The following is a 16967-nucleotide window of genomic DNA, read 5'->3' as shown; positions in this document are numbered from 1 at the left end:
GAAAGCCTGATGGGCTTTTACCTGCTTATGAAGAAGGCGTCCCTTGTGGGCGCCTTTTTTGTGCCCGCGATTTGGCTATCGGCCGCCCAGGCCGAGGTGTTTTGCCCAGCGCCGGCCTCGGTCAGCGCCGTCGAGGTGCAGCGCGTGGTGGATGGCGACACCGTCCGCCTCAAGGACGGGCGCAGTGTGCGCATGATCGGCGTCAACGCCCCGGAGACCGGCAAGAAAGGCCGCCCGGACGAGCCATTCGCCGTGGCCGCGCGCCAACGCCTGCAAGGGCTGGTGGACGCCAGTGGTGGTCGGGTCGGCTTGGTGTCGGGTCGCGAGGGCAAGGACCGTTATGGGCGAACCCTGGCTCACCTTTATGGGGCCAACGGTGCGAATCTGGAGGCGCAACTGCTCGCCGAGGGCCTCGGGTTCCTGGTGGCGGTGGCGCCCAATGTCGATCTGGTCGCCTGCCAGCAAGCCGCCGAGCGCAGTGCGCGGGCGGCCAGGTTGGGCCTGTGGCGCCAGTCGCCTGTGCAGAAAGCCGGGCAAATCCAGCAGTCGGGCTTCGCCGTGGTCAGCGGGCGCGTGAGCAAGGTCGAACGCAATCGCGGCGGGATCTGGATCGAATTGCAGGACTCACTGGTATTACGGGTTGCACCCAATCTGGTCGGGCAATTTGATAACGCCCTGCTCAAGCGCCTGCAAGGCCAGGAGGTCGAGGCTCGTGGCTGGGTGCTGGACCGTTCCCGACGTGGTGGCCTGAAAAGTGGCCAGGCACGCTGGCTGCTCCCCTTGACCGATCCCGGCATGCTGCAATTGGCACAATAAGAAAAAATTGTAGACATTTTTTCAGTCGATTGTGAACAGTTGTAGGCCTTGTATCCCGTGGCTCTTGGCCGAAAGTCGTAGGGCAGGGCCCTTGACACCGGTGACTGCCCAGTCTTGTAGGGACTTTGCGACACGAGTATCCTCGGCGGTCCGTCGTCCAACAGTAAAAAGCGGAATGCCGATATGTCTGATTTGAAAACTGCCGCTCTCGAATATCATGCCCATCCTCGTCCAGGAAAGCTGAGTGTCGAGCTCACCAAAGCCACTGCTACCGCACGCGACCTGTCGCTGGCGTACAGCCCCGGTGTAGCCGAGCCCGTGCGTGAAATCGCCCGCGATCCTGAGCTGGCCTACAAATACACCGGCAAGGGCAATCTGGTTGCAGTGATTTCTGATGGCACCGCGATTCTCGGCCTGGGTAACCTCGGCCCATTGGCTTCCAAGCCAGTGATGGAAGGCAAGGGCGTGCTGTTCAAGCGCTTTGCCGGCATCGACGTATTCGACATCGAAGTCGACTCCGAAAGCCCGCAAGCCTTCATCGACACCGTCAAGCGCATCTCCATCACCTTCGGTGGCATCAACCTGGAAGACATCAAGGCACCTGAGTGCTTCGAGATCGAAAAGGCCCTGATCGAACAGTGCGACATCCCGGTATTCCACGATGACCAGCACGGCACCGCGATCGTTACCGCGGCCGGCATGATCAACGCCCTGGAAATCGCTGGCAAAACCCTGTCCGACGCGAAGATCGTCTGCCTGGGCGCCGGTGCCGCGGCCATCTCGTGCATGAAGCTGATCGTGAGCATGGGTGCCCGGCTTGAAAACATCTACATGGTCGACAGCAAGGGTGTGATCCAGTCCGAGCGTACCGACCTGAACCAGTACAAGGCGATGTTTGCCCACCCGTCCTCCAAGCGCACGCTGGCTGACGCACTTGACGGTGCTGACGTGTTCGTCGGCCTGTCCGGCCCGAACCTGCTGAGCGCCGAAGGCCTGAAGTCCATGGCGGCCAACCCGATCGTGTTCGCCTGCTCGAACCCTGATCCGGAAATTGCCCCGGAACTGGCGCACGCCACCCGTAACGACGTGATCATGGCCACTGGCCGTTCGGACTACCCGAACCAGGTCAACAACGTACTGGGCTTCCCGTTCATCTTCCGTGGCGCCCTGGACGTTCGCGCCAAGCGCATCAACGAAGAGATGAAAGTAGCTGCCGCCAACGCCCTGCGTGAACTGGCCAAGCTGCCGGTACCTCAGGACGTATGCGACGCCTACGGTGGCGCCAAGCTGGAATTTGGCCGTGAGTACATCATTCCCAAGCCAATGGACAAACGCCTGATCACCGTGATCTCCGATGCCGTGGCCAAGGCCGCCATCGAGACAGGTGTGGCCACCCTGCCGTATCCGAAGAACTACCCGCTGCAAAGCGTGGATGATGTGTTCAACGGCTAAGCCGTTGTAGCGCACCAAAAAAAGCCCCGGCTCTTGCGAGTCGGGGCTTTTTTGTGGCTGTGCAAAACGGTGGGAGGGTACACCGTCAAAATGTGGGAGCGGGCCCGCTGCCACAATTGGATCTGTGTTTGTCAGAACAGATCGATCGGCGCCGACTCATCCGCAGGCAGCGGGCTGCCCGGTGCCACGCCATTGCCCAGTTCATTCATCGACGGCGGCGTGTCTTCGCTCTTGAACAGTTCAAAGTACGCATTCGGCGTGCCCGGTGCTGCAGCGCGGCCGCTGATCGGGTCGATGCGCAGGCTGAGGATGCCTTCCGGCTCGGCCTGGGTGTGAGCCGGCTTGTCCTTGAGGGCGGCGCCCATGTAACTCATCCAGATCGGCAAGGCGACGGTGCCGCCGTATTCGCGGCGACCGAGGCTTTCTGGCTGGTCGTAACCCGTCCAGACGGTGGTGATGTAATCGGCGTTGTAGCCGGAGAACCACGCATCCTTGGATTCGTTGGTGGTACCGGTCTTGCCTGCCAGGTCCGTGCGGCCCAGGGCCAGGGCGCGACGGCCGGTGCCGCGCTTGATCACGTCCTGCAGCATGCTGGTAAGAATGTAGGTGGTCCGCCCATCAACCACGCGCTCTGCCACCGCCGGTGCCTGCGGGGTAGAAGCGGCATCGGTAGGTGCCGTGCCAGGCGCAGGCTCGATGGTGATGCCACCATTGGCGGGCGCGGCCAGGCCATCGCTAGCGGCAACGCCGTTGGGCACGCTCGGCGGGTTGGCGACAAACAGCGTGTCGCCGTTGCGGCTTTCGATCTTGTCGATCAGGTACGGCGTGACCTTGTAGCCGCCGTTGGCGAATACGCTCCAGCCGGTGGCGATCTCCATTGGCGTGAGGGTCGCAGTGCCGAGGGCCAGGGACAGGTTGGGCGGCAGGTCCTGCTTGTTGAAGCCGAAGCGGGTCATGTAGTCGATGGTCTTGCCCACGCCCATCGCTTGCAGCAGGCGGATCGATACCAGGTTGCGCGACTTGTACAGCGCCTCGCGCACGCGGATCGGGCCGAGGAAAGTGTTGGTGTCGTTCTTCGGGCGCCAGACCTTGTCCAGGTACTCGTCGACAAACACGATAGGCGCGTCGTTGACCAGGCTGGCGGCGGTGTAGCCGTTATCCAGCGCGGCACTGTAGACAAATGGCTTGAAACTGGAGCCCGGCTGGCGCTTGGCCTGGGTGGCGCGGTTGTAGTTGCTCTGCTCGAAGGCGAAGCCCCCGACCAGAGCGCGGATTGCACCGTTCTGCGGGTCCAGGGAGACCAGTGCTCCCTGGGCGACCGGGACCTGGCTGAATTTCAGGCTGTCGTCTTTCTGGCGCTGCACGCGGATCAGGTCACCGACCTGGGCCACATCAGATGGCTGCTTGGGCATCGGCCCCATGCTGTTGGTGTTCAGGAAGGGGCGCGCCCACTTCATGCTATCCCACGCCACATGTTCTTCGCCGCTGCGGGTCAGGACCTGCACGCCATCCTTTTTTACCTGGGTGACGATGGCTGGATCCAGGCCGCTGATGGAGCGCTGCTTGCCCAGTTCGACGGTCCAGGCGCTCAGGGTCTTGCCCGGCAGGCGCGATTCCGGTCCACGGTAGCCGTGGCGCTGGTCATAGGTGATCAGGCCTTCATGCACCGCGTGGTTGGCGATTTCCTGCAAGTTGCTCGGAATGGTCGTGGTAACGCGGAAACCTTCGGTGTAGGCATCGCTGCCATAGCGGCCAACCATTTCGGCGCGGGCCATCTCGGCGATGTACGGTGCGCTGACTTCTGGCGTCGGCACGTGGTAGCTGGCGTTCAGCGGCTCGGCCACCGCCGTCTCATAGGCGTTCTGGTCGATCTTGCCCAGCTTGTACATGCGCCCCAGGATCCAGTCGCGACGCTCCTTGCTGCGGGCCGGGTTGGCCAGCGGGTTGAAGCGCGACGGGGCCTTGGGTAGGCCGGCAATCATGGCCATTTGTGCCAGGCTGGCGTCGCGAATCGACTTGCCGTAGTACACCTGGGACGCCGCTTCGATCCCATAGGCGCGGTTGCCCAGGTAGATCTTGTTGACGTACAGCTCAAGGATTTCATCCTTGGTCAGTTGGCGTTCGATCTGCAGCGCCAGGAGGATTTCCGTGGCCTTGCGCGAGAAGCTGCGCTCGCTGGTGAGGAAGAAGTTCTTCGCCACCTGCATGGTGATGGTGCTGCCGCCCGATTGAATGTGTCCGCTTTTTACCAGCTGCGTGGCTGCGCGCACCAGGCTGCTGGGGTCCACGCCATAGTGGTTGGCAAAATTATCGTCTTCAGCCGACAGCAGGGCATTGATGAAATTGGGTGGAATGTCGGCGAAACGGATCGGGGTGCGGCGCATTTCGCCGAACTCCGCGATCAGTTTTTCATCGCTGCTGTAGACCCGCAAAGGAATCTGCAACTGGATACTTCTCAGGGCCTCTACCGAGGGCAATCCCGGACTAAGGTAGAGATAGGCGCCGCTGAACACGAGCAGCAGCCCGCAAACGATAGCGACGAAGGAGTACCCGAAAAACTTCAGCAGACGAATCAAGGCTTTTGGATTTCCAGAGAAAAGAATGAGTTAGGTGTCGGGATAGGCATGACTAAAGATGTATCGACCCGACCTGCAGATAAAAAGCGGGAAAAAACGCTGGGCATTAAAGCATTTTTCGCCTCGGGGCGTCATGGGCGCCGCTCAACCGAGCCGACCGAATGCATCAAACCCGGAACTGACCAGCCCTGAGACAGGCAAAGCTTTAGGGAGTTTTATGAAAAAGGGATTTTTCAGGCGAAAAGCCGATACCGTACTGGGCGTGGACATCCAGGACAGCAACGTGAAGATATTGGAGCTGGCCCGCGCCGGCGATGGCTATGCGGTGCGCGCGTATGCGAGCCAGCCTCTGCCTGGCCATGCGGTGCTCGACAGTAATATCGTTGATCTGGAGGTTGTCGCGCAGACCCTTTCCAAGGCATTGTTCCGGGCCCGGACCCAGGTCACCCATGCGGCAGTTGCCGTGGCAGGGCCATCGGTGATCAGCCGGGTGGTGGCGCTGGAGGCGGGGCTTGAGGCCGACGAGATGGAGCAGCGCCTGCGCTGTGAAGCCGACCAGTACATTCCTTATCCGTTAGATGAGGTTGCAATTGATTTTCAGGTGCAGGGCCCATCGGGTCGTGAACCCGGTTATGTTGATGTGCTGCTTGTGGCGTGCCTCAAGGAGCAGGTGGAGGCGCGCGAAGCAGTGTTGGCCCTGGCCGGCCTGGTTGCGCGAGTGGTGGATGTAGAGGCGTTTGCCCTGGCGCGGATGACCGACCAGGTGGTTGCCCGGATAGCGCCGGGGAGTGGGATCAATAGTGCACAATGGGCTGCCGATGCCCAGGGATTGCGGGTCGCCTGCGGTTTGGCCCTCAGGAGTTTCGATTGATGACAAGAATCAACCTTTTACCCTGGCGTGAAGAACGCGCTGAGCGCCGTCGCAAGTTTTTCCTGATTTTCCTGTTGGTGATCACCACTATTGCATTGGCCGCCGTATGGCTGGCCGACCGGGTCATTGACCGGGCGATTGATCGACAAGTGGCCCGCAACAACCACTTGAGCAAGCAAGTCACGGTGTTGGACTCGCGCATCAAGACCATCGACGAGCTGCGCGAACAGCGCCAGCAACTGATGGAGCGGATGAAGGTGGTCGAAGATCTCCAGGGTCATCGTGCATCGGGCCAGGAATTGTTCGAGCAGTTGGCCCGCGCGATGCCCGATGGTATCCAACTGAGCGAGGTCAGCGTCAGCGGCACATCGGTGCAAGTCACCGGCACGGCGGTGTCCAACGATGATGTCGCGCGGTTGATGCGTAGCCTTGAGGCTTCCAACAGCCTGCGGGCGCCCAATCTGCGTCATGTGAGGGCCGAGGAGGGCGCAGCCGGCAGTGCCTTCCAGTTGATGGTGGACCATGGGGAGCACCAGGAGACGCAGCGGTGAGCCTTGTGTCCAGCCCGTCAGGGCTGGCACTCCTGCAACTGTCCACGCTGTACCGCAACATCGCCCACTGGCCCTTGGCTGGCAGGATTCTGCTGGGCGCGGTACTTGCCTTGCTAGTGCTGGCGGCGGGGGATGCTATCTACCTGGGCGGTGCCCGTGAGGTCTTGCAGCGCCAGGAGGCGGGAGAAATAACGCTGCGCCAGCAGTTTGCTGCCAAAGCCCGGCAAGCCGCCGAGCATGAGGGCGTGGTACGTGAGCTTGAAACCCTGCGCACTGCCTTTGCCGAACAGTTGCGCCAAATGCCGACACTCACGCAAATGCCCGGCCTACTGGAAGACTTCGCCCGGCTGGGTCAGGTCAGCGGGGTGCTGGTCGAACAGCTCAGTGTGCTGGACGAGCAGGTGCAACCGGTGTTCGTCGAGCGGCCGATGCAGCTCAAGCTGGTGGGCACCTATCACGACCTGCTGGCCTTCATCAGTGGCGTGGCCGGGTTGCCGCAGATCGTGACCCTGCATGACTTTGTCATTCGCCCTGTGGATTCCCAGGCTGGCGCATTGCTGAGCCTGACGATGCTCGCCAAGACCTACCGGTACGGCAACCAGGGAGCATTACCATGAGCCGCTTCAAGGTTGCGGGCCTGGGCCTGGGCCTTAGCCTGGTCTTGCTTGCTGGATGCGACAGTGATCCGCAATTGCAGGCGCTGAACGCCGAGCTGCAAGCGATTCGCCAGCAGGCAGTGCCGCTGGCTGACGAAACGCCTGCAACACTGGCGGGACTACGCTTTGTCTCCAGCCCGACTCCCTTGCGTGACCCTTTCCAGCCGCCGGACCAACCCGCCAGTCGTCCCACCGGCAAGCCCGGGCCTGCCCCGGACCTAGACCGCCCCCGGCAGTTTCTCGAAGGGTTTGCCGTGGACCAGTTCCAGATGGTCGGCACCTTGTCCCTCGGCGCGCAGACATTTGCCCTGCTGCGCGGCGCGGCAGGGGTTCATCGCCTGGCGGTGGGGGATTACCTGGGTGCCGATCATGGGCGCGTCGTGAGGATCCATGAAGGTCAGTTGGAGCTGGTCGAACTTTTCCCCGATGGCGAGGGCGCTTGGCTTGAGCGCCCGCGCACCTTGGTGTTGAACGTGAACTCATAACGGAAGCAAAAAATGAAAAGGACTATTTCGTCCTTCGGTGTCGCGCTATGGATAGCGTTCACGGCACCGATGACTGAGGCTGTGCCCAATCGGATCGACCTGATTCACCTGCCACCACCCGGTGCTTCGCCCCAGGGTAGCGGGCGTGGCCCGTTTAGCGGCGACAAGCTCTCCCTCAACTTCCAGGACATCGAGGTCCGCGCAGTACTGCAGCAAATTGCTGACGTGGCCGGGCTTAACCTGGTGGCCGGTGATGATGTGCACGGCTCGATTACCCTGCGCCTCAAGGACGTGCCGTGGGATCAGGCCCTGGACCTGGTGCTGCAAGCCAAGGGCCTCGACAAGCGTGTGACGGCCAATGTGCTGCTGGTGGCGCCGGCCGAAGAACTGGCCGCCCGCGAACTGCTGGCCCTGGAATCGCGCAAATTGATGACCGAGCTGGCGCCCCTGCGCCGGGAGCTGCTGCAAGTCAATTACGCCAAGGCGTCTGAGCTGGCCAAGCTGTTCCAGTTGGTAAGCGGGCCTGAGGGGATGGCCGATGAGCGTGGCTCGGTGACGGTAGACGATCGCACCAACAACATCATTGCCTACCAGACGGGAGAGCGTCTGGAGGAGCTGCGGCGCATCGTCAATCAATTGGATATCCCGGTGCGCCAGGTGATGATCGAGGCGCGGATAGTCGAAGCCAATGTCGATTATGACAAAAGTGTGGGGGTGCGCTGGGGCGGGTTGCTGCGTAATAAAGGTAACTGGAGTGGTGGCGGGGTGGATAAAAGCCCGACAGGGGATAGCGAGTCTCCCGATAGCTCGCCCTTCGTGGACTTGGGCGTCGTCAATGCAAGCTCCGGCCTTGGCATCGCGTTTATCACCGATAACGTGCTGCTGGACCTGGAGCTCACCGCCATGGAGAAGGGCGGCAATGGCGAGGTGATTTCCCAGCCCAAGGTGGTCACGTCCAACAAGGAAACCGCACGGATTCTCAAGGGTACCGAGATTCCTTACCAGGAAGCTACGTCCGAGGGGGCGACCTCGGTCTCGTTCAAGGAAGCCTCGCTTTCTTTGGAGGTGACGCCGCAAATCACTCCGGACGACCAGGTAATCATGGAGGTTCGGGTGACCAAGGATGAACCGGACTACCTGAACAAACTCAACGATGTGCCGCCGATCAAGAAGAACGAGGTCAACGCCAAGGTGCTGGTCAGGGACGGCGAGACCATCGTCCTTGGCGGGGTTTTCTCCAAAAACCAGAGCAAGGTGGTAGATAAAGTGCCATTTTTGGGCGATGTGCCGTATCTTGGCCGCCTTTTCCGGCGTGATGTCGTTGCCCAAAGAAAATCCGAGCTGCTGGTATTCCTGACTCCGCGTATTATGAATAACCAGGCGATTGCTGTGAGTCGTTGATTCTGTGCGAAATTTGATTCTTGTAGGGCCGATGGGGGCTGGAAAAAGCACCATCGGCCGTTTGCTGGCCAAAGAGCTGCGCCTGCCATTCAAAGACTCCGATAAGGAAATTGAATTGCGCACGGGCGCCAATATCCCGTGGATCTTCGATAAGGAAGGCGAACTGGGCTTTCGTGACCGCGAACAGGCGATGATTGCCGAGTTGTGCGGCTGCGATGGCGTGGTATTGGCCACCGGCGGCGGTGCAGTGATGCGCGAGGAAAACCGACGGGCGCTGCGGGATGGCGGTCGGGTGGTCTATTTGCATGCGTCGGTCGAGCAGCAGGTAGGGCGCACCGCACGTGATCGCAACCGGCCATTGTTGCGTACCGCCAACCCCGAGAAAACCCTGCGGGACTTGCTGACCCTGCGCGATCCGCTTTATCGGGAAATCGCCGATCTGGTGGTGGAAACCGATGAACGGCCACCGCGCATGGTCGTAATCGACATTCTCGAACGCTTGCAGCAGTTGCCACCCCGTTAAAGCCAGGGCCGAAATGCGCTATCCTCGGCAGCGCGTTGCAACCGTCCGGGGTGTGGCGTAGAGCCATCAGGCAGCGTCCGATCTCGACGGTGCCGACAACGTTAATACAGGGCAGGACGCCTGCTTCCATCTTCAGCGCGGGGACACATGCAGACACTTAAGGTCGATCTTGGCGAGCGTAGCTACCCGATCCATATTGGCGAAGGCTTGTTGGACCAGCCCGAGTTGCTCGCGCCGCATATTGCCGGGCGACAAGTGGCAATCATCTCCAACGAGACCGTCGCGCCGCTCTACCTTGAGCGTCTGAGTCGCAGCCTTGCGGCGTATTCGGTGATCTCGGTGATTCTTCCCGACGGCGAAGCCTTCAAGAACTGGGAAACCCTGCAATTGATCTTTGACGGGCTGCTCACCGCGCGCCATGACCGGCGTACCACGGTGGTGGCCCTTGGCGGCGGCGTGATCGGCGACATGGCCGGTTTTGCCGCGGCCTGTTACCAGCGTGGCGTGGACTTTATCCAGGTGCCGACCACCCTGCTGTCCCAGGTCGATTCGTCGGTGGGCGGCAAGACCGGGATCAACCATCCCCTGGGCAAGAACATGGTCGGCGCGTTCTACCAGCCCAATGCCGTGCTGATCGACACCGCCACCCTCAATACCCTGCCGCCCCGCGAGCTGTCGGCGGGCCTGGCGGAAGTCATCAAGTACGGGTTGATCTGCGATGAGCCGTTCCTGACCTGGCTTGAAGAGCACGTCGATGCCTTGCGCAACCTGGACCAGGTGGCGCTGACCGAGGCTATCTCCCGCTCCTGTGCGGCCAAGGCGCTGGTAGTCAATGCCGACGAGCGTGAGTCTGGCGTGCGCGCCACCCTGAACCTGGGCCACACCTTCGGCCATGCGATTGAAACCCACATGGGCTATGGTGTCTGGCTGCATGGTGAGGCCGTGGCGGCTGGCACAGTGATGGCGTTGGAGATGTCGCAACGCCTGGGCTGGATCAGTGTCCAAGAGCGTGATCGTGGTATCCGCCTGTTCCAGCGCGCCGGGTTGCCGGTCATTCCTCCCGAGGAGATGACTGAAGCCGATTTCCTTGAACATATGGCGATAGACAAGAAAGTGATCGATGGTCGTTTGCGTCTGGTGCTGTTGCGCCGAATGGGCGAAGCGGTAGTGACCGACGATTATCCGAAAGAGATTCTACAGGCCACGCTGGGAGCGGATTACCGCGCCCTGGCCCAGCTGAAAGGTTAACCAGATCCCGATGACTAGTTTGCATGCCGACGAGGCTTTCCTCGGCCATTACCAGTTGAGCCATGACCCTTTTGCGCCACGGGTCCCCGGTTTCAAGTTTTTCCCTGCACAGCGCAAGCCGGTGCTGGGGCAGTTGCACCACCTGGCTCGCTACAGCCAGTTGCTGTTGGTGGTCACTGGCCCCTTGGGCAGCGGCAAGACCCTGCTGCGCCAGGCCCTGGTGGCCAGCACCAACAAGCAATCGGTGCAAAGCGTGGTGGTTTCCGCCCGTGGTGCCGGCGACGCGGCAGGTGTGTTGCGCCAGGTTGCCCAGGCGCTGGACGTGGCCAATGCCGAGCCGACTGCAATTCTCAAGCAAGTAGTGCAACTGGGCCTGACCGGCCAGGAAGTCTACCTGCTGGTGGACGATGCCGAGCAGCTCGACGAGTCCGCCCTGGAAGCGTTGCTCGCCCTGGCGGCGGGTACGCCGGAAGGGCGCCCCCATGTCTTCCTGTTCGGTGAGGCGTCGCTGATTGCCGACCTGGAGCAGCTCAGTGGCGAGCAAGAGCTGTTTCACGTCATCGAATTGCAGCCCTACGAAGAAGAAGAAACCCGCGAGTACCTGGCCCAGCGCCTTGAAGGTGCCGGCCAGGGCATCGAACTTTTCTCTGCCCAGCAGATCTCTGATATTCACGAAAGCTCCGACGGCTGGCCTGGCACCATCAACCAGGTGGCCCGGGATGCGATGATCGAAGCAATGATTGCCAGCCGCTCTGCGGTTAAGCGTCCAAAGATGGGGTTCACCATGCCGAAGAAACACGTACTGGCGATTTCCGCTGTTGTCGTGGTTGCCGTTGCCGCCGCCTGGCTGATTCCCGGCCGTAGCAAGGCCCCGACTGCTCCAGGTGCACCGACCGAGCAGGCGCAACTGCCACTGGGCAAGCCCACTACCAATGGCGCACCAGCCGTTGAGTTTGCCGGCTCTGGCCAGCCTACCAACCTGCCGATGGTCGGCCAGCCGGTCATGCGTGGCCCGTTGGCAGAAGAGGCCGGCGCCATTTCCGAAGGCGACGACGGCGTGCCGGTAGAAGGCTCCAGCGCCACGCCACCGACCGTCACCACCGTGGCTCCGCCGCCTGGCGCGACAGCCAGCCCGGCACCGGTGCCTGCGGCCAAGCCGACGCCTGCGCCGACCCAGGTTGCCACCGCCAAGCCAACCCCGGCACCCGTGGTCAAGCCGACGCCAGCCCCGGCGGCCAAGCCTGCACCCGTCGCCAAGCCTGCTGAAAAACCGGTGACCGTGGCCAAGGCCGCTGCCGGCAGCGGCTGGTACGGCAGCCAACCGGCGAAGAACTACGTGGTGCAGATCCTCGGCACCAGCTCCGAAGCCAACGCCCAGGCGTTCGTCAAAGAGCAGGGCGGCGAGTACCGTTATTTCAAGAAAGTGCTCAACGGCAAGCCTCTCTACGTGATCACCTACGGCAGTTTCCCGAGCCGCGCGGCAGCCGATTCCGCGATCAAGGCCTTGCCAGCGAAGGTTCAGGCTGGTAAACCTTGGCCTCGCACTGTTGCCAGCGTTCAACAAGAACTCGCAACAACTCGCTGAAGTCCGGCGACCTTACCCAGGTCGCCCTCCCAGCACCTCAAAAAAACAACAAAGCGTGCAGCCCTGAAGGCCGCGCGCTTTGTGGTGTCTGCCTCACAGTAGCTTTTGAGTAGTAGCAGTCAGAATTAAAAAAGTTTTGACTAGCACAGCATATCGCTTTAAACCTTTCATAAATGCGACATAGATTTGCGACAGTTCGTCGCCAAATTTGTGGGCGTCTGTGTCGGTGTGTACAATGACCTCCCTTTTGCCCCCGCTAAGCCGGCGTACGTTCGGCGTGGAAGGTAACCGGTTGAATTGAAAAGAAATTTGCCTCGAAATAAGAGGCAGCCTGGTGAGAAAGTGTCTATGAAAGCAGGTCTGTACCAACCCGATGAATTCAAGGATAACTGTGGTTTCGGCCTGATAGCCCATATGCAGGGCGAACCCAGTCATACCCTTCTGCAAACGGCCATCGAGGCCCTGACCTGCATGACCCACCGCGGTGGGATCAACGCCGACGGCAAGACCGGTGACGGTTGTGGCTTGCTGATTCAAAAGCCCGACCTGTTCCTGCGCGCTGTCGCCAAGGAAACCTTCGGCGCCGATTTGCCCAAGCAATACGCGGTGGGCATGGTGTTCTTCAATCAGGACCCGGTCAAAGCCCAGGCCGCTCGCGAGAACATGAACCGCGAGATCCTCGCCGCCGGCCTGCAACTCGTCGGCTGGCGCAAAGTGCCGATCGACACCAGCGTGCTCGGCCGCCTGGCCCATGAGCGCCTGCCGCAGATCGAACAAGTGTTTATCGCAGGCGACGGCCTGAGCGACCAGGACATGGCGATCAAGCTGTTCACCTCGCGTCGCCGCTCGTCCGTGGCCAACGCCCTGGACACCGACCACTACATCTGCAGCTTTTCCCACAAGACCATCATTTATAAAGGCCTGATGATGCCGGCGGATTTGACCGCCTTCTATCCAGACCTGAGCGATGAGCGCCTGCAAACCGCGATCTGCGTGTTCCACCAGCGCTTCTCCACCAACACCCTGCCGAAATGGCCGCTGGCCCAGCCATTCCGCTTCCTCGCCCACAACGGCGAGATCAACACCATCACCGGCAACCGCAACTGGGCCGTGGCCCGTCGCACCAAGTTCGCCAACGACCTGATGGACCTCGAAGAGCTCGGCCCGCTGGTCAACCGCGTGGGTTCCGACTCCTCGAGCATGGACAACATGCTGGAACTGATGGTCACCGGCGGCATCGACCTGTTCCGTGGCGTGCGCATGATCATTCCGCCAGCGTGGCAGAACGTCGAGACCATGGACCCCGATCTGCGGGCGTTCTATGAGTACAACTCGATGCACATGGAACCGTGGGACGGCCCGGCCGGCGTGGTCATGACCGATGGTCGCTACGCGGTGTGCCTGCTCGACCGTAACGGCCTGCGCCCGGCGCGTTGGGTGACCACCACCAACGGCTTCATCACCCTGGCGTCGGAAGTCGGCGTGTGGAACTACCAGCCGCAGGACGTGATTGCCAAAGGCCGCGTCGGCCCTGGCCAGATCCTTGCCGTGGACACCGAAACCGGGCAGATCCTCGACACCGATGCCATCGATAACCGCTTGAAGTCGCGTCACCCGTACAAGCAATGGCTGCGCAAGAACGCCCTGCGCATCCAGGCGACCATGGAAGACAACGACCACGGTTCGGCTTTCTATGACGTCGACCAGCTCAAGCAGTACATGAAGATGTACCAGGTCACGTTCGAGGAGCGCGACCAGGTGCTGCGCCCACTCGGCGAGCAAGGCTACGAGGCCGTCGGCTCCATGGGCGATGACACGCCGATGGCCGTGCTGTCCCAGCGCGTGCGCACGCCGTACGACTATTTCCGCCAGCAGTTCGCCCAGGTGACCAACCCACCGATCGACCCGCTGCGTGAAGCCATCGTCATGTCCCTGGAAGTGTGCCTCGGTGCCGAGCGCAACATCTTCCAGGAATCGCCAGAGCACGCTTCGCGCGTGATCCTCAGCTCGCCGGTGATTTCGCCGGCCAAGTGGCGCTCGTTGATGACCCTGGAGCGTCCAGGCTTCGAGCGGCAGATCATCGACCTGAACTACGACGAGAGCCTCGGCCTGGAAGCTGCTGTGCGCAACGTCGCCGATCAGGCTGAAGAAGCCGTGCGCGCCGGTCGTACCCAGATCGTGCTGACCGACCGCCATATCGCCCCGGGCAAGCTGCCGATCCACGCTTCGCTGGCCACCGGCGCGGTCCACCACCGCCTGACCGAAAAAGGCCTGCGCTGCGACTCCAACATCCTCGTCGAAACCGCCACCGCCCGCGACCCGCACCACTTTGCGGTGCTGATCGGCTTTGGCGCCTCGGCGGTGTATCCGTTCCTGGCCTACGAAGTGCTGGGCGACCTGATCCGCACCGGCGAAGTGCTGGGCGACCTGTACGAAGTGTTCAAGAACTACCGCAAAGGCATCACCAAGGGCCTGTTGAAGATCCTGTCGAAGATGGGCATCTCCACCGTCACCTCGTACCGTGGTGCGCAGTTGTTCGAGGCTATCGGCCTGTCGGAAGAAGTCTGCGAGCTGAGCTTCCGTGGTGTGCCAAGCCGCATCAAGGGCGCGCGTTTCGTCGATATCGAAGCCGAACAGAAAGCCCTGGCTTTGGAGGCCTGGAGCGCGCGCAAGCCGATCCAGCAAGGTGGCCTGCTCAAGTTCGTGCACGGTGGCGAATACCACGCCTACAACCCGGATGTGGTCAGCACCCTGCAAGCCGCTGTGCAGCAGGGCGACTACGCCAAGTTCAAGGAATACACCGCGCTGGTGGATAACCGCCCGGTGTCGATGATCCGCGACCTGTTCCAGGTGAAAACCCTGGACACGCCGTTGGCTATCAGCGAAATCGAACCGCTGGAGTCGATCCTCAAACGCTTCGACTCCGCCGGTATCTCCCTGGGCGCCTTGTCGCCCGAGGCCCACGAAGCTCTGGCCGAAGCCATGAACCGCCTGGGTGCGCGTTCCAACTCCGGCGAAGGCGGCGAAGATCCGGCGCGCTACGGCACCATCAAGAGCTCGAAAATCAAGCAGGTGGCCACTGGCCGTTTCGGCGTAACCCCGGAATACCTGGTCAACGCCGAAGTACTGCAGATCAAAGTCGCCCAGGGCGCCAAGCCCGGTGAAGGCGGCCAGTTGCCAGGCGGCAAGGTCAACGGTCTGATCGCCAAGCTGCGTTATGCCGTGCCGGGCGTGACCCTGATCTCGCCACCGCCGCACCACGACATCTACTCGATTGAAGACTTGTCGCAGCTGATTTTCGACCTCAAGCAAGTCAACCCGCAGGCCCTGGTCTCGGTGAAACTGGTCGCGGAAGCCGGCGTCGGCACCATCGCCGCTGGCGTGGCCAAGGCCTATGCCGACCTGATCACCATCTCCGGCTATGACGGCGGCACCGGCGCTTCGCCGCTGACCTCGATCAAGTACGCCGGCGCACCGTGGGAGCTGGGCCTGGCCGAGACCCACCAGACCCTGCGCGGCAACGACTTGCGCGGCAAGGTCCGGGTGCAGACCGACGGCGGCCTGAAAACCGGCCTCGACGTGATCAAGGCCGCGATCCTCGGCGCCGAAAGCTTCGGCTTCGGCACCGCGCCGATGATTGCCCTGGGCTGCAAATACCTGCGCATCTGCCACCTGAACAACTGCGCCACCGGCGTGGCCACGCAGAACGAGAAGCTGCGCAAGGATCACTACATCGGCACCGTCGACATGGTGGTGAATTTCTTCACCTACGTCGCTGAAGAAACCCGTGAATGGCTGGCCAAGCTGGGCGTGCGCTCCCTGCAAGAGCTGATCGGGCGTACCGATCTGCTGGACATCCTCCAGGGCCAGACCGCCAAGCAGCACCATCTGGACCTGACGCCGCTGTTGGGCAGCGATCACATCCCGGCAGACAAGCCACAATTCTGCCAGGTCGACCGCAACCCACCGTTCGACAAAGGCCTGTTGGCCGAGAAAATGGTCGACATGGCCGGCTCCTCGATCAACGACGCCAGCGGTGGCGAATTCACCCTGGATATCTGCAACTGCGACCGCTCCATCGGCGCGCGGATCTCCGGCGAAATCGCGCGCAAGCACGGCAACCAGGGCATGGCCAAGGCGCCGATCACCTTCCGCTTCAAGGGCACCGCGGGCCAGAGCTTTGGCGTGTGGAACGCCGGCGGCCTGCACATGTACCTTGAAGGCGACGCCAACGACTACGTGGGCAAGGGCATGACCGGCGGCAAGCTGGTGATCGTCCCGCCCGTGGGTAGCATCTACAAGACCCAGGACAGTGCCATCATCGGCAACACCTGCTTGTACGGCGCCACCGGTGGCAAGCTGTTCGCCGCAGGGACCGCCGGTGAGCGTTTCGCCGTGCGTAACTCCGGTGCCCACACCGTGGTCGAAGGCACTGGCGATCACTGCTGCGAGTACATGACCGGTGGTTTTGTCTGCGTGTTGGGCAAGACCGGTTACAACTTTGGTTCGGGCATGACTGGCGGTTTCGCCTACGTGCTGGACCAGGACAACACCTTCGTCGACAAGGTCAACCACGAGTTGGTCGAGATCCAGCGGATCAGCGGCGAAGCCATGGAGTCCTACCGGAACCACTTGCAGCACGTGCTGGACGAGTACGTCGAGGAAACCGGCAGCGAATGGGGCCGTAACCTCGCCGAGAACCTCGATGATTACCTGCGTCGTTTCTGGCTGGTCAAGCCCAAGGCTGCCAACTTGAAATCGTTGCTTTCCAGCATCCGTGCCAACCCGCAGTGATATGCGCCT

The 16967-nt window shown here is 61.7% G+C and carries 12 protein-coding genes; 11 read left to right on the top strand and 1 reads right to left on the bottom strand.

Translation table 11 applies throughout. The features are described 5' to 3' along the window. The first annotated feature begins 9 nt into the window (after positions 1–9). Together HBO19_RS19715 and HBO19_RS19710 are read left to right on the top strand one after the other, a co-directional pair. Positions 10–816 carry a thermonuclease family protein gene (locus HBO19_RS19715; RefSeq protein WP_169952395.1) on the top strand — a complete coding sequence of 269 codons (807 nt, stop codon included), beginning with the start codon at positions 10–12 and terminating at the stop codon, positions 814–816. Between the two features lie 183 nt (positions 817–999). Continuing rightward, positions 1000–2268, top strand: a complete 1269-nt coding sequence (locus tag HBO19_RS19710; protein WP_057958076.1) for a malic enzyme-like NAD(P)-binding protein — start codon at positions 1000–1002, stop codon at positions 2266–2268. 131 nt (positions 2269–2399) lie between these two features. Here the strand turns inward: HBO19_RS19710 and HBO19_RS19705 are convergent, their stop codons facing one another. Beyond that, positions 2400–4844, bottom strand: a complete 2445-nt coding sequence (locus tag HBO19_RS19705) for a penicillin-binding protein 1A (protein ID WP_170058123.1) — start codon at positions 4842–4844, stop codon at positions 2400–2402. 217 nt (positions 4845–5061) lie between these two features. On the opposite strand from HBO19_RS19705, the gene pilM reads away from it, so the two are divergent. The 9 genes from pilM (at position 5062) to gltB (ending at position 16958) form a co-directional block, all read left to right on the top strand. Next, positions 5062–5715 (top strand): type IV pilus assembly protein PilM, encoded by a 654-nt coding sequence (gene pilM / locus HBO19_RS19700; protein ID WP_170042387.1) that lies wholly within the window; start codon positions 5062–5064, stop codon positions 5713–5715. Beyond that, positions 5715–6266, top strand: a complete 552-nt coding sequence (locus HBO19_RS19695; protein ID WP_169952387.1) for a PilN domain-containing protein — start codon at positions 5715–5717, stop codon at positions 6264–6266. The genes pilM and HBO19_RS19695 overlap by 1 nt, the downstream gene beginning before the upstream one ends. Beyond that, positions 6263–6883 carry a type 4a pilus biogenesis protein PilO gene (gene pilO, locus HBO19_RS19690; protein WP_169952385.1) on the top strand — a complete coding sequence of 207 codons (621 nt, stop codon included), beginning with the start codon at positions 6263–6265 and terminating at the stop codon, positions 6881–6883. The genes HBO19_RS19695 and pilO overlap by 4 nt, the downstream gene beginning before the upstream one ends. Then, positions 6880–7407, top strand: a complete 528-nt coding sequence (locus tag HBO19_RS19685; RefSeq protein WP_170058122.1) for a pilus assembly protein PilP — start codon at positions 6880–6882, stop codon at positions 7405–7407. Before pilO ends, HBO19_RS19685 begins: the two co-directional genes overlap by 4 nt. Before the next feature lie 69 nt (positions 7408–7476). After that, a complete protein-coding gene (locus HBO19_RS19680) occupies positions 7477–8808 on the top strand; it encodes a type IV pilus secretin PilQ family protein (protein WP_170058225.1) in 1332 nt (443 codons plus the stop codon). A gap of 4 nt (positions 8809–8812) precedes the next feature. After that, positions 8813–9331 carry a shikimate kinase AroK gene (gene aroK, locus HBO19_RS19675; protein ID WP_169952380.1) on the top strand — a complete coding sequence of 173 codons (519 nt, stop codon included), beginning with the start codon at positions 8813–8815 and terminating at the stop codon, positions 9329–9331. Positions 9332–9478: 147 nt separating this feature from the next. Then, positions 9479–10579 (top strand): 3-dehydroquinate synthase, encoded by a 1101-nt coding sequence (aroB, locus tag HBO19_RS19670; RefSeq protein WP_057958082.1) that lies wholly within the window; start codon positions 9479–9481, stop codon positions 10577–10579. Positions 10580–10589: 10 nt separating this feature from the next. Beyond that, entirely contained in the window at positions 10590–12164 is a 1575-nt protein-coding gene (locus tag HBO19_RS19665; protein ID WP_169952376.1) for an AAA family ATPase, read from the top strand. Between the two features lie 348 nt (positions 12165–12512). Continuing rightward, a complete protein-coding gene (gltB, locus tag HBO19_RS19660; RefSeq protein ID WP_169952374.1) occupies positions 12513–16958 on the top strand; it encodes a glutamate synthase large subunit in 4446 nt (1481 codons plus the stop codon). The last annotated feature ends 9 nt before the right edge of the window (positions 16959–16967 follow it).

Source organism: Pseudomonas sp. WS 5021, assembly GCF_012985535.1.
GTDB lineage: Bacteria > Pseudomonadota > Gammaproteobacteria > Pseudomonadales > Pseudomonadaceae > Aquipseudomonas.
The sequence above is the reverse complement of the archived record's forward strand: the minus strand, read 5'-3'. Positions and strand labels throughout refer to the sequence as shown.

Bases quoted from the DNA above. Each gene is read 5' to 3' on its own strand.
- HBO19_RS19715 (WP_169952395.1), top strand. From the start codon at position 10: ATGGGCTTTTACCTGCTTATGAAGAAGGCGTCCCTTGTGGGCGCCTTT.
- HBO19_RS19710 (WP_057958076.1), top strand. From the start codon at position 1,000: ATGTCTGATTTGAAAACTGCCGCTCTCGAATATCATGCCCATCCTCGT.
- pilM (WP_170042387.1), top strand. From the start codon at position 5,062: ATGAAAAAGGGATTTTTCAGGCGAAAAGCCGATACCGTACTGGGCGTG.
- HBO19_RS19695 (WP_169952387.1), top strand. From the start codon at position 5,715: ATGACAAGAATCAACCTTTTACCCTGGCGTGAAGAACGCGCTGAGCGC.
- HBO19_RS19685 (WP_170058122.1), top strand. From the start codon at position 6,880: ATGAGCCGCTTCAAGGTTGCGGGCCTGGGCCTGGGCCTTAGCCTGGTC.
- HBO19_RS19680 (WP_170058225.1), top strand. From the start codon at position 7,477: ATGACTGAGGCTGTGCCCAATCGGATCGACCTGATTCACCTGCCACCA.
- aroB (WP_057958082.1), top strand. From the start codon at position 9,479: ATGCAGACACTTAAGGTCGATCTTGGCGAGCGTAGCTACCCGATCCAT.
- HBO19_RS19665 (WP_169952376.1), top strand. From the start codon at position 10,590: ATGACTAGTTTGCATGCCGACGAGGCTTTCCTCGGCCATTACCAGTTG.
- gltB (WP_169952374.1), top strand. From the start codon at position 12,513: ATGAAAGCAGGTCTGTACCAACCCGATGAATTCAAGGATAACTGTGGT.